This is a genomic window from Streptococcus sp. GS001, assembly GCF_021595565.1.
Taxonomy (GTDB): Bacteria; Bacillota; Bacilli; order Lactobacillales; family Streptococcaceae; genus Streptococcus; species Streptococcus xiaochunlingii.
The window spans coordinates 98,008-110,794 of sequence record NZ_JACSYJ010000003.1; the positions used below are offsets into that span (position 1 = coordinate 98,008).

Genomic DNA, 12,787 nt, shown 5'->3' on the forward strand with positions numbered 1-12,787 from the left:
TATCAAATTGTATTCTTATGATGAACGGCTGACCAATCTGCCTCGAAGTCATCTACTGCTTTTGCAATAGAAGGCATTCCAAAAGCTGCTTCAAAGACATCTGCCCCTGCCGTAATTGCTTGTGTTCCTTCTTTAAATGCTCGATTAACTTGAGCCACATTTTTAAAGGAAGCTGCTAGAATTTTGCTTGATGAATGATCACGCTCTATGGCACTCGCTAACTGAGAAATAACCTGAGCTGAATCAATGTTTAAGTTTTCCATACGATTGTAATAAGGTGCTAAATAGTCGGCTCCTGCCTCAATCGCTAACAGCCCTTGAAAAACAGTATAGATTGCTGTTGCAGTAATTTTGTAACCCTCTGCTTTTAACACTTTAATTGCAGCAAGTCCTTCAGGTGTTACTGGGACTTTAATATAGGTGTTTTCATCGCATTGTTCGCGAATTTTAGCCGCATCTTTCAAAATTCCTTCATAATCTTTTGCGACAACTTGAACATGGATGGAAGGAGAGCCCCCAATGATTTCTCGCACCTTATGGATACGATCAAAAAAATCAATGTCCCCTTCTTTTTTAGCAATTGTTGGGTTCGAAGTTACCCCAGCAAGGGGTAACACTCGTGCCCATTTTTTTATCTCATCTAAATTTAAAGTATCAAGCATAAATTCCATATACATACCTCTTTACTATAGAGTATGCTCTGTCCGTCCAATAATATCATCTTGTGTAGCTCTTGATAGTACATTGAAGAAAGCTGAGTAGCCTGCAACACGTACAATTAAGTCACGGTGTTTTTCCGGATGTTTTTGAGCATCTAACAACGTTTCTCTAGAAACCACATTGTATTGAATATGGTATCCATGTAGACGATTAAAGAACGTACGGAGTAAAGCAATAAGTTTTAATTTATCTTCTTCTTTGGCTAAAGTTTGTGGGTTTACTTTTTGGTTCAGTAAAACACCACCAACAATTTCATCTGTTGGCAATTTAGAAACAGATTTTAGAACAGATGTTGGGCCATGTTGGTCCATATTGTGGGATGGAGAGCATCCTTCTGCTAGTGGAGTTCCAGCATTACGACCGTCCGGAGTAGCTAATGTTCCACGACCTTGTCCTACATTGGCTGAAATAGAAGATGTACCTGAGTAACGGATACCACCGATTGGCCCACGTCCATAGCGAGTATTTGGATATTTAGCAATTTCATCCACATAAATATCGTATGCTTCTCGAACTAAGCTGTCTGCATAGTCATCATCGTTTCCATACTTCGGCGCATCATGGATAAGCATCTCTTGGATTTCTTTTCCACGTTCGCCCTCGTAATCGGTTTCCAGAGCATGCCATAGCTCTTGTGGCGTTAAGCGTCCTTCTTCGAATACCAGTTTCTTGATTGCTGCAAGTGAATCGGATAAGTTTGCAATACCCACTTGTAGACCAGAAATATAATCGTAGACAGCTCCACCTTCTTTTAGGTGTTTTCCACGTCCAATACAGTCATCTGTCAAAGCTGAACAGAGGATATCTGGCACTTCTCTTTCAAGAGATAGGTCGATCGAGTTTTCTACGATCACACTCATGCGGGTTAAGTGACGCAAAGTCTTGTCCCAAGCAGTCTGCAATTCATCGAAGCTCTTCATATCTTTAAAATGGCCGAAGCTTGGTGCAAAGCGCTTGCCAGAAGCAGGATCGATTCCATCATTCATCGTGATGAGCAAAACTTTAGGGAAGTTCATATAACTCATACCTGTACAGCGATAGCCCCATTTACCTGGAACAGCTGTTTCTACACAACCAATTGCACTGTAATCATAAGCATCTTCTTCAAGAACACCTTTTGAAATAAAGGATGGAATAATGATCTCATCATTATTGAAAGCAGGCATACCGAATCCGAGCTTCATAACTTCAATACATTCGTTCATGAAGCGGGCATCCAAACCAGCATGGTAACGAACAGTTAAGTTTGGTTGAGGAAGGTGAGTTTGAGCAACAGACTTCAACACTAAATAAGACAATGGGTTAACGGCATCTTTCTTATCACGCGTTTGACCACCAATCGTAACGTTTTGATATAGCGGACTACCTGCAGATGAGAAGGTATGTGCTTGACTACGTACTTTGTTAATTGTAATAGTCTTAATCCAAAGGTTGGTCAAGCGTTCAACAATACTCTCTTCAGTTTCCCGTCCACTTTCCAAATCAGCTTTAACGTATGGATACATATATTGGTCAAAACGGCCATATGAAAGTGAGTGTCCATTTGATTCAATCTGAAGAATACATTGGATAAACCAAACGGACTGAACAGCCTCTGCAAATGTACTTGCAGGCTCGTATGGAACTTTTGAGCAAATCTCTGCAATTTCAAGCAATTCCTTCTTACGTTCAGGAGTTGCTGTTTCAGCAAGTTGTTTAGCAAGTTCCACAAATCGTTGAGCATAGGTCTTAACAGCATCAACTACGATAAAGATAGAATCGTAAAAATGGTACTTATCAATGCTAGCTGGATCCGTTAGATCTAGTGCTGCTTTAGCTTGGCGAGCTCTTTCTTCAAAACCTTTCAAGCCATATTGCAATAATTTTTGATAATTGACTGCTAAGTGGGCATCTCCTGAATTCATCTTCCCTTCCATACCGAAGAATCCTGTTTCCATATAGACAGATACTTCTTCAGGTAGAAGAGCTCCAGCTCTTGCACGTAAGTTATTATTTTCCCAGAACGGTGCGATACTACGGAGCTGCTCTTTCGTTTCTTCCGTAATATAGAAGACGTCACCATCCCGCTTTTCAAAAAGATCCAATTCCTTCAGAACGAACTCTAAAGTATATTCTGGGAAGATCGGAGCATCTTTATTAGAGGATGCCTGATTTCCAGCAATCATGGATTCATCCTCAATATAGATTGTCATATTTTCAAGAATCTCTTTCAACATATAGGCACGTTTAAGAACATTTGGTTGTTCCTTATAACGATCATATGCCTTAGTTGCAAGAACGGCACGTTCAGCGTCGATATAAGGCTTCTTGTTTAAGACATCTTCACGATACTTATTCATGCGTTCAGTGAGGCTTCCAAAATATTCTGTTTTAATGCTTGTACTTGCTACTTCTACTTGTTTCATTTTTTCAAAACCTTTCTTTTGAAATTATTTTGTTTTCTTTCGTAACTATAGTAGCATTAAATTTTACGAATTTCAATGAATTATGGATAATACCTATAAATTCTATTCTAGTCGCACATCTGTGCATTCCTAATAAACGCACTATTTTTCAGCTTGTAATTCGTTGTTATAGGCAAGATTATCTTGGAATTTGAAGAATGGGAAATATACGACAGTCGAGGTTGCAAGAACCAGCACTTGAACGAAAGCACCTTGCCAACCTCCAACCATAAATCCAGAAATAATGGCTGGTGTACTCCAAGGAAGGGTCACACCTGAGAATGGATGCATGAACCCAATAGCAATTGAAGTATAAACAATTATCGCTGCTAAAATTGGAACGATAATAAATGGAAGGAACATCACTGGGTTCATTACAATTGGGAAGCCAAATACGACGGGTTCATTAACATTGAAGATTGCAGGAAAAGCTGCAACTTTCCCAAGTGCCTTATATTGTTTTGACTTAGCAGCAAATAACATAGCAATAACCAAACCAAAGGTTATACCTGATCCAGACAAAATAAGGAAACTATCTAGGAATTGTTGGGTTACAATGTGGGCACCATTTTCAACGGATAGCTTCCCAGCTGCCAACATTGATTTATTGGCATCCAGGTTAGAAAGTAGTAAGGCTGTTACTACACCATTGACAACTGATTGTCCGTGCACACCAAACCACCACAAGAACGAAATAAAGAAGGCAATTCCAATCGCTCCATAAAGGGATCCTGTTAGACCTTGTAAAGGAACCTGAATGACATCATAAATCATTTCAATGAAGGTACCGCCACTTGTCACTACTTTTGATACGATATAGACAATCATTGATAGTAAGAAAATCACGAAAGCAGGAATCATCGCTTCAAATTGTTTGGCAATGGCTTGAGGTACTTGTTCTGGCATTTTAATAACAATGTGTCTTTGGATAAACACAGTATAAATCGCACCAACTACCAGACCAATAATAATAGCACCGATAATCCCTTGACCACCAAACCATACTTTTGCAATGGCATCGCCAATCGGTTCTCCCTTAGCTGGTACATAAGAAGATTTTAACAAGATAAAGAATGAAGATAGGGACAGAACTCCCGCTGGCAAAGGTTCTACTCCACTGTTTTTAGCATATGAATAACCAATGGAGAAGCAAGAAATTAATCCCATGATGGCGAATGTTCCTGAATAAACCTGCATAAATGGCTCTGTCCATGTATCACCAAATACACTAGCAATAGCCTGATTAAGACCTTCAAATGGTAATTGCCCAATAATCAGAAACAAACTACCAACTACCGTTAATGGAAGGATCGCCAACATCCCATCTTTAAGAGCAATAATTCCTTTCATGTTTACAAAACGCATGATTGGAGCGATAATTTTCTGAGAATTAAAATTAGACATGGGAAGCCTCCTTATTTTTCTCCTAGCAATTCTAGAGCTAGATTTAGTACTTTCTTACCATCCAACATCCCATAATCTGCCATAGGGATGACAGCAATAGGAATATGGTTTGCCTCACAAATCGCTTTTGATTTATCCAAAGTATAAGCTACTTGAGGGCCCAACAATGCAACATCGATTTCTGGGGCAAAATCTGCTAATTTCGCTTGAGAATAGGCATCGATTTCAGCATCAATCCCTAATTCCTTAGCCGCCACCTTCATATTATTTACCAACATTCCTGTTGAAAATCCTGCTGCACAAAACAATCCAATTTTCATCTTCTTTTCCTCCTTATTGTTTCGCTGAAAGTTCTTTACGTAAGTCAATCATTTCTTTAATCAAGTTAATCTCTGTGATTGAAGTCATTAAGTGATCTTGTGAGTGCACAAACAGAGCTGTAATATCTGTCTTTGTCCCACCTGCTTCCTGGGCTAAAAATTGTGTTTGCAGGTTATGCGCTTCTAGCAATGCTGCATCTGCTTTTGCAATTTCGCCTTCAGAAGATGTAAAATCGCCCTCCTTAGCATATGATAAAGCTTGGTAAATATGCTGTTTAGCATCACCCGCATTTAAAATCAATCCCATAATAATTTGGTCTGCAACAATTATTTCCATGTGCACTACACTCCTTTGTCAATCTACTGAAAGCGCTTTTTCTATTGTCAATATACCATTTATATTTTTGCCGGTCAATAAAATCGCAACATTTGATTGTTGTTTTTATTTTTTGCACATTTGTGCTATACAGCTCAAAAAAATAAGGACCGCATTTCTGCTGTCCTATTTTTTAGTAAATTGCTGATCACCATCTAATTCTAAAACTTTTAAGATCGTCGCTTCATCTGTGACTAAATGATTGATATAGTTGGCTTTCAAAACCGATAAAATAGCTTTTGCTTTCTGATCACCGTAGGCTAAAGAGATGGTGTTTGGTACCTTTCTCAATTCCTCCAATGTGATAGATATTGTTCTTTCCTGTAATTCAGGATAAACGGGGACACCTTCTTGATCAAAGAAACGACAGCATACTTCTCCTACAGCATGTTCTGACTCCAATTTCCTAAAATCATTTGATGTCAGCATATCAAACCACTGAGGATTCTTGCTATCTGCATAGCCACCAATCCCCACAGCCGCAACATCCAAACAACGCCAACTAGCTTTCAAATCCTCAAAATACTTAGAAGATAAGATACCTTCCGTCACCTCAGAATTTTCTTGAATGACACTCGCGTTTATAAAATGACATTCCCCATGAAATTTACTCGCCATACTGTAGATTAGTGTATTGACATGGTAGCGGGCATGGATATGACTTGGACCTCCAGCTAGGGGATAAAATTGAACACCATCCAAACGCTTCGTTCCAACTTGTTCTACCATTAATCTGAGAGACTTGCCCCATGAAAATCCGACTGTCATTCCATCTTCAATCAAATTACGAAGCATGACCGCACTTGCTTGCGCCAGTCGCTTTTCAAGGCTTTCTCGAGGCTCATCAACTAGATTCGGTATAATCTCGATAGCTTTTAAGCCATATTTTTGTTTGATATAATTTTCTAAATGGAAGAGGCGAGTATCAAAGTTTTCGATTTCAATTTTTACAACTCCCTCTTTTTTAGCCTCTGCTAGCATTCTGCTGACAGTTGTACGGTAGATTCCAGTTTCTGCTGCGATTTGCGATTGACTTTTGTCTTCAACATAGTATAGATAGGCTAATTTAGCAAGTAACTTTTTCCGTTCATCTTTCAATTGGCTTCTCCTTCTTATACTAAAGTTAAAATCGTTTGCGAATCCTCAAGTTTTTCTTTCGCTTCTTGAGATATATTCTTATCTGTTATGACTCTCGAAACTTGTGAAAGTGCAAATCGTCTGACGGTTCCACATTTCCCAAATTTACTTGAATCTGTTAAGACAATCACTTCCTTAGAAACATCGGACATAGCTTGAACAACTTCACTTCTCATCATATCTTTCCCAGTAAAGCCAAGTTCATCATCATATCCGTCAACCCCTACAAAAGCAAAGGGAACTCTAAACGAGCGGATTAATTCTTTCAAAAGCGGACCTACAGTCACTCTCGATTCTTTTTGAAATTCACCACCAAGTAGGATGATTTTACAAGAATCATATTCCTGAATATAATCTGCAATAAAATAAGAATTTGTCACAATCTTGACATTCTTTTTTGTTTGGCAAATTTCTTCCGCTAGCAAGGCACAAGTAGAGCCCGATTCAATCAAAACCGTGTCGTTATCCTTAATTAATTTAGCAGCTTCCCTGGCTATTCTTTTCTTGGTATCATATTGAAAGGACAATCGAACATTGATATCATCTCCACTATTTAAAACAGCATAGCCGTGTTCTCTATGCAATAATCCTTTGGATTCTAGCTTGTCCAAATCCTTTCGAATGGTCACTTTAGAGACTTGTAATTTCTCAGACAAGCTATTAACATCAATCTTTTCAAATTCCGATACTAATTTCAATATTTCATCTAAACGTTGCATTGTTTTTACCTCTTCTCTATTTTAGCAAATTTTCGAGTGAATTCAAAACAAAATAAACTTTCGTTCGTAATTGAATTAGTTTCTTAAATAATGTATAATGGACTTACTAGATTGATAGGAGAGCAAAAATATGGAACAAAATCGTGGCATAATCTTTAATATCCAACACTTTAGTATCCATGATGGCCCTGGAATCCGAACTACTGTATTTCTAAAAGGATGTCCCCTACGTTGTCCATGGTGCTCCAATCCTGAATCCCAGCGTGCAAATCCTGAAAAAATGTTGGATGCTGTTACTAAAAAGGAAACCATCACAGGAGAAGAAAAAACAGTTACAGAAATCATAGATGATGTCTTAAAAGACGTTGACTTCTACGAAGAATCTGGTGGTGGCCTTACCCTGTCTGGTGGAGAAATCTTCGCTCAATTTGAATTTGCCAAAGCAATCTTAAAAGCTGCGAAAGAAGTTGGACTTCATACTGCAATCGAAACGACAGCTTTTGTTGAACATGAGAAATTTGTCGATCTCATTCAGTATGTTGATTTTATTTATACAGACCTTAAACATTACAATACACTTAAACATAAGAAGGTTGTCGGAGTCAACAATCATCTGATTATTAAAAATATTCATTATGCCTTTGCTCAAAACAAAACAATCGTTTTACGTATTCCAGTCATTCCTAATTTCAATGACTCTTTAACTGATGCTGAAGAATTTGCTTCCCTTTTTAATTCTCTCAACATCGATGAAGTACAACTGCTCCCATTTCACCAGTTTGGAGAAAACAAATACAAGCTTTTAGGACGTCGCTATGAAATGGAAGGAATAAAAGCCCTGCATCCAGAAGATTTATATGACTACCAGCAAGTTTTTTTAGATCATGACATTCACTGTTATTTCTAATCCACTCAAAAATCCCCAAAGCTAGTTTCAATTTACTGAAACTTGGCTTTGGGGATTTCTTATTCTTTCACGAGCATCGAGAAAAAGAGAGATTGCCTGGTGAGCATGGCCCACATGGTCAATATCCTATTTTCTTCTCGCTTTTTTTACGGGCTTAGTATCTTAATTTACCAAATAATCACACGGTCTTCTGGTGCGCGCCACATGCCGTCGCCTTCTTTGACATCAAAGGTTTCAAAGAATTCGTCAAAGTTTGGTAATTGGACATTGGTGCGGAGTTTTCCTGGTGCGTGGACATCGACACTTGCGAGGAGTTGCATGTACTCTGTTCGGGCTTTCATGCGCCAGATGCGAGCAAAGTTGGTGAAGAATTCTTCTGCTGAGAAATCTTCCTCTTTCTTAGCGGCTTCAAGAGCTGCAGCGATACCACCGAGGTCTGCTACGTTTTCAGAAACGGTCAATTTCCCGTTGATCTTGGCACCGTATGAGTCTTGTCCTTCAAACTGATCGATGACTTTTTGAGTACGAGCGGTAAAGGCTTCGTAATCTTCTGGCTTCCACCAGTCTTTCAAGCTACCGTGCTCGTCAAAGGAGGCTCCATTGGTGTCAAAGGCGTGGGAGATTTCATGGGCAATGACCGCACCGATTCCGCCGTAGTTGGCTGATGATGATTGGTGAAGGTCATAGAAAGGTGCTTGTAAAATCGCTGCTGGGAAGACGATTTGGTTTTGTTGCGGATCATAGTAAGCATTGACCATATTAGCTGGCATGTGCCATTCGCTCCGATCGACTGGTTGGTTCCACTTGCTCCAAGTATGGGCAATGGAAATTTCATAGAGAGCTTGAGCATTTTCCACCAAGGTCTTGCTCTCGTCGATAATCTTTTTGGCGTATGTTTCTGGTAATTTTTCAGGGTAGCCAATATGCGGTGTAATGACATTGAGTTTGACAATGGCTTTTTCACGAGTTTCAGGAGCGAGCCAGTCTGCTTTTTCTAAGCGCTCCTTGTAGACGTCAATCATGGTCGCTACTTTATGCTCTACGTCTGCTTTTGCTTCTGGTGAGAATTTTTCTCCCGCATACCAGAGTCCAAGCGCTTGGCTATAAGGTCCTTCTGCCAAGGCCAAAGCGGCTTTTTCTTTTGGACGAGGTTCTGGAATCCCCGTGATGATCCGTCCATATTCACCAGACAAGACACGGATTTCTTCGGTCAAGAAAGACGTCCAATCTAAGGCTGCACCGAGTTTCAATTTGGCATGAATGGTTTCCCAGTTGGCTGCCGAGTAGTATTTTGGTGCAAATTCTTTCCAGAAACGCTCTTCTGGCACGATGATTTTATCTGGTGTTTGTCCGATCACTTCAGTAAAGAAGGCATCGAGTGGCAATTCTGGAACCAAGGCCTTGAAATCTGCCCACTCATAAGGATGGTAGAGTTTGTTGTACTCTGATCTTTCTTCATTTGACAAGACATATTTGGCTAATTCTGCGTCCGCTGCAATGACCTTATCCAGGATATCTTTGATTTCTTCCTCTGAGAAATCAAATTTTGGCAAGAGTTTTTCCATCATTTGGCGCCAGATAGCCAGCAATTCTGGTCCTTTTTCGTTTCCTTCTTCATAGTAGGTCGTATCTGGCAAGATGAGAGCAAGAGACTCTCCCCACAAGACATTCATTTGAGCATTCATAAAGTCTGGTGACACGCTAAATGGCATGAGATTTGGTTTACCAGCTAGTTCATAGGTCCCCAACTTGCTGGTATAGTCTTCAAAAGAAGACAGAGCCTTAATTTCATTGATCAAGGGCATGACTGTTGCTACACCAGCTGCTTCCCGCGCATCAAAATCTGCCACCATTTTGTGGTATTTGACAAAGTTTTGCAGAATGCTGTCTTCAGGCAATTCTTCTCCCCGTTGCCATTTTCCGGTAATATCCAACATCAAGTTTTCGATATCTTGGATCAAGTCCATAAAACCACCAGTTGACGGTTTGTCATCAGGAATAACAGCTGTCTCAGCCCATTCCCCATTGACGTAATCATAAAAATCATCTTGTAAACGTACCATGATCTTCTCACTTTCATTCTTTTCTATTAACCTTATCAAAAATAGGTCTATTTTTCAATGATTACAAGCGAGTTAATCTAAATTATTTTTAAAATTAACTTGACTTAATTTTTTCATTCATGTATATTAATGGTAAAGGAGAAAAATCATGATTCAAATTGAACATCTAAGTGTTGCTTACCAGCAAACACTGGCCTTGGAGGATCTTTCCCTCACCATCCAGGGTCCAACCATCCTAGGCATTCTTGGACCCAACGGAGCTGGAAAATCAACCCTGATCAAGGCCATGCTAGGACTTCTCCCTCATTCGGGAAAGGTCCAGCTCGATCAAAAAGACCTCGGCCAAGTTCTTCAACGAGTGGCCTACGTCGAACAGAAATCCGCTATTGATTTCCACTTCCCCATCACGGTGCGGGAGTGTGTCTCGCTGGGGCTCTATCCCCATCTTTCTATCTTCAAGAGAAAAAGCAAAGAGGATCTCCAAAAAGTAGAAAATGCCTTGAAACTTGTCAATCTTCTTGATCTAGCAGATCGCCAGATTGGCCAGCTTTCAGGAGGGCAATTCCAAAGGGTTCTGATCGCCCGCTGCTTGGTTCAAGAAGCAGAGGTCATCTTCTTGGATGAGCCCTTTGCTGGGATTGACTCTGTTAGCGAAGACATCATCATGCAGACACTCCAAACCTTGAAAAAGGAAGGCAAGACCATCCTGATTGTCCATCACGATCTGAGCAAGGTCCCAGCTTATTTTGACCAGATCCTGCTCCTTCATCGCAAACTGATTGCTTTTGGGAAAACAGAGGAAACCTTTACCAAAGAGAATCTTCACGCAGCCTACGGTCATGAACTTTTTATAGGAGGTGAAATCAGATGATTGCAGAATTTATCGATGGATTACAACAATTTCATTTCCTCCAAAACGCTCTCATTACAGCTATTGCCATCGGGATCGTCGCTGGTGCAGTCGGATGTTTCATCATTTTGCGAGGCATGTCTCTCATGGGAGATGCCATCTCACACGCGGTCCTTCCAGGTGTGGCCCTTTCCTTTATCCTGGGCATCAATTTCTTTATTGGCGCCATTACCTTTGGACTTTTAGCTTCCATCCTCATCACCTATATCAAGAGCAACTCCATCATCAAGAGCGACACTGCAATTGGGATTACCTTTTCTTCTTTCCTCGCCTTAGGAGTCATTCTGATTGGAATCGCTAAAAGTTCCACCGACCTTTTCCACATCCTCTTTGGGAATATCTTGGCCGTGCAAGACCAGGATATGTGGATGACCATCGGTATTGGGGTGGCGGTCTTGCTGGTGATTTGCCTGCTCTTTCGACCCTTACTGCTCACATCTTTTGACCCCGTTCTGGCTCAGTCCATGGGCGTCCGGGTCAAGGTCTATCACTACCTTCTCATGGTGCTCTTGACCTTGGTTTCTGTCACTGCTATGCAGAGTGTCGGGACCATTCTCATCGTTGCCATGCTCATCACACCCGCTGCGACAGCCTATCTCTATGCCAATAGCCTCTGGTCCATGATGCTCCTTTCATCCGGATTAGGTGCTCTTGCATCCATCCTGGGACTCTTTATTGGCTACAGCTTTAACATCGCCGTTGGGTCTTGTATCGTCCTCACTTCTGCCATCTTCTTTCTCATCAGCTTCTTTATCGCTCCTAAGCAGAGAAAGAATAAGCACGCTCTTTCACCTCATTAAAGGAGAAACACATGAAAAAAATCGCTTCTGTCCTTGCCCTCTTTGTGGCGCTCTTATTCGGCCTTATGGCCTGTAGCAAAGGCTCTTCTTCCAAGTCCTCATCTGATAAATTGAAGGTGGTCACCACCAACTCCATCCTCGCAGATATCACCAAAAATATCGCGGGGGATAAAATCGAGCTACACAGTATTGTCCCTGTCGGCCAAGATCCCCATGAATACGAACCACTCCCAGAAGATGTCAAAAAAACTTCACAAGCAGACCTCATCTTCTACAACGGCATCAACCTCGAAACGGGTGGCAATGCTTGGTTTACCAAGTTGGTCAAAAATGCTAATAAAGTAGAAAACAAGGACTATTTCGCTGCCAGCGATGGCGTAGAGGTCATCTACCTAGAAGGCCAAAACCAAGCTGGAAAAGAAGACCCTCACGCTTGGCTCAATCTCGAAAACGGGATCATCTATGCTAAAAACATTGCTAAACAATTGATCGCCAAAGATCCAAAAAATAAGGACTTCTACGAAAAAAATCTAGCAGCCTATACTGAAAAACTGAGCAAGCTGGATCAAGAAGCCAAGCAAGCATTCAATAACATCCCAGCAGAGAAGAAGATGATCGTAACCAGTGAGGGTTGCTTCAAGTACTTCTCCAAAGCCTACGGCGTCCCATCTGCCTATATCTGGGAAATCAACACTGAAGAAGAAGGGACACCTGAACAAATCAAAACGCTGCTAGAGAAATTGCGTCAAACCAAAGTACCGTCCCTCTTTGTCGAATCCAGTGTCGATGAGCGTCCTATGAAAACTGTGTCTAAGGATAGCAATATCCCTATCTTTGCAAAGATCTTTACTGACTCGATCGCCAAAGAAGGCGAAGAAGGCGACAGCTACTACAGCATGATGAAATGGAATTTGGAGAAAATCGCAGAAGGTTTGAACAAATAAGATTCCAAACTGATTAGATTCTCAAACAAATCAGTGGCTCTTC

General features: G+C 40.7%; 12 protein-coding genes. 4 read left to right on the plus strand and 8 right to left on the minus strand.

Features of this window, described 5'->3' with window-relative positions:
* Window positions 1–2 precede the first annotated feature (2 nt).
* The 7 genes from H8S88_RS07260 to H8S88_RS07290 all read right to left on the minus strand — a co-directional run bounded on the left by H8S88_RS07260 (window position 3) and on the right by H8S88_RS07290 (window position 7,120).
* A complete protein-coding gene (locus tag H8S88_RS07260; RefSeq protein WP_048717592.1) occupies window positions 3–671 on the minus strand; it encodes a fructose-6-phosphate aldolase in 669 nt (222 codons plus the stop codon).
* 15 nt (window positions 672–686) lie between these two features.
* Window positions 687–3,125 (minus strand): glycyl radical protein, encoded by a 2,439-nt coding sequence (locus tag H8S88_RS07265; protein WP_023027619.1) that lies wholly within the window; start codon window positions 3,123–3,125, stop codon window positions 687–689.
* A 141-nt stretch (window positions 3,126–3,266) separates the two neighbouring features.
* Complete coding sequence (locus H8S88_RS07270; RefSeq protein ID WP_048691625.1) at window positions 3,267–4,568, minus strand: PTS sugar transporter subunit IIC; 1,302 nt, start codon at window positions 4,566–4,568, stop codon at window positions 3,267–3,269.
* Window positions 4,569–4,579: 11 nt separating this feature from the next.
* On the minus strand, window positions 4,580–4,888 hold the full coding sequence (locus H8S88_RS07275; RefSeq protein WP_013904534.1) for a PTS sugar transporter subunit IIB: 309 nt from the start codon (window positions 4,886–4,888) through the stop codon (window positions 4,580–4,582).
* A 13-nt stretch (window positions 4,889–4,901) separates the two neighbouring features.
* Window positions 4,902–5,225: a PTS lactose/cellobiose transporter subunit IIA gene (locus tag H8S88_RS07280; RefSeq protein WP_048691622.1), complete on the minus strand. Its 324-nt coding sequence runs from the start codon at window positions 5,223–5,225 to the stop codon at window positions 4,902–4,904.
* 165 nt (window positions 5,226–5,390) lie between these two features.
* Window positions 5,391–6,362, minus strand: a complete 972-nt coding sequence (locus H8S88_RS07285) for a sugar-binding transcriptional regulator (protein ID WP_006595063.1) — start codon at window positions 6,360–6,362, stop codon at window positions 5,391–5,393.
* A 14-nt stretch (window positions 6,363–6,376) separates the two neighbouring features.
* Window positions 6,377–7,120, minus strand: a complete 744-nt coding sequence (locus tag H8S88_RS07290; protein WP_048717589.1) for a DeoR/GlpR family DNA-binding transcription regulator — start codon at window positions 7,118–7,120, stop codon at window positions 6,377–6,379.
* Window positions 7,121–7,250: 130 nt separating this feature from the next.
* Between H8S88_RS07290 and H8S88_RS07295 the strand changes: the two genes are divergently transcribed.
* The gene (locus H8S88_RS07295; RefSeq protein WP_048691616.1) at window positions 7,251–8,027 is read left to right on the plus strand and encodes a glycyl-radical enzyme activating protein; all 777 of its coding nucleotides are present in this window, start codon (window positions 7,251–7,253) and stop codon (window positions 8,025–8,027) included.
* 167 nt (window positions 8,028–8,194) lie between these two features.
* Here H8S88_RS07295 and H8S88_RS07300 read toward each other — a convergent pair whose 3' ends face one another.
* Complete coding sequence (locus H8S88_RS07300) at window positions 8,195–10,090, minus strand: M13 family metallopeptidase (protein WP_125335729.1); 1,896 nt, start codon at window positions 10,088–10,090, stop codon at window positions 8,195–8,197.
* Window positions 10,091–10,238: 148 nt separating this feature from the next.
* On the opposite strand from H8S88_RS07300, the gene H8S88_RS07305 reads away from it, so the two are divergent.
* From H8S88_RS07305 to H8S88_RS07315, 3 genes are read left to right on the plus strand one after another with little or no spacing between them, the layout of a single operon-like run.
* Entirely contained in the window at window positions 10,239–10,961 is a 723-nt protein-coding gene (locus H8S88_RS07305; RefSeq protein WP_048691612.1) for a metal ABC transporter ATP-binding protein, read from the plus strand.
* The gene (locus H8S88_RS07310; protein ID WP_120701320.1) at window positions 10,958–11,800 is read left to right on the plus strand and encodes a metal ABC transporter permease; all 843 of its coding nucleotides are present in this window, start codon (window positions 10,958–10,960) and stop codon (window positions 11,798–11,800) included. The genes H8S88_RS07305 and H8S88_RS07310 overlap by 4 nt, the downstream gene beginning before the upstream one ends.
* Before the next feature lie 11 nt (window positions 11,801–11,811).
* On the plus strand, window positions 11,812–12,744 hold the full coding sequence (locus tag H8S88_RS07315) for a metal ABC transporter substrate-binding protein (RefSeq protein ID WP_048691608.1): 933 nt from the start codon (window positions 11,812–11,814) through the stop codon (window positions 12,742–12,744).
* Window positions 12,745–12,787: the final 43 nt, after the last annotated feature.

Bases quoted from the DNA above. Each gene is read 5' to 3' on its own strand.
- H8S88_RS07290 (WP_048717589.1), bottom strand. From the start codon at position 7,120: ATGCAACGTTTAGATGAAATATTGAAATTAGTATCGGAATTTGAAAAG.
- H8S88_RS07260 (WP_048717592.1), bottom strand. From the start codon at position 671: ATGGAATTTATGCTTGATACTTTAAATTTAGATGAGATAAAAAAATGG.
- H8S88_RS07295 (WP_048691616.1), top strand. From the start codon at position 7,251: ATGGAACAAAATCGTGGCATAATCTTTAATATCCAACACTTTAGTATC.
- H8S88_RS07280 (WP_048691622.1), bottom strand. From the start codon at position 5,225: ATGGAAATAATTGTTGCAGACCAAATTATTATGGGATTGATTTTAAAT.
- H8S88_RS07275 (WP_013904534.1), bottom strand. From the start codon at position 4,888: ATGAAAATTGGATTGTTTTGTGCAGCAGGATTTTCAACAGGAATGTTG.
- H8S88_RS07310 (WP_120701320.1), top strand. From the start codon at position 10,958: ATGATTGCAGAATTTATCGATGGATTACAACAATTTCATTTCCTCCAA.
- H8S88_RS07300 (WP_125335729.1), bottom strand. From the start codon at position 10,090: ATGGTACGTTTACAAGATGATTTTTATGATTACGTCAATGGGGAATGG.
- H8S88_RS07315 (WP_048691608.1), top strand. From the start codon at position 11,812: ATGAAAAAAATCGCTTCTGTCCTTGCCCTCTTTGTGGCGCTCTTATTC.
- H8S88_RS07265 (WP_023027619.1), bottom strand. From the start codon at position 3,125: ATGAAACAAGTAGAAGTAGCAAGTACAAGCATTAAAACAGAATATTTT.
- H8S88_RS07270 (WP_048691625.1), bottom strand. From the start codon at position 4,568: ATGTCTAATTTTAATTCTCAGAAAATTATCGCTCCAATCATGCGTTTT.
- H8S88_RS07305 (WP_048691612.1), top strand. From the start codon at position 10,239: ATGATTCAAATTGAACATCTAAGTGTTGCTTACCAGCAAACACTGGCC.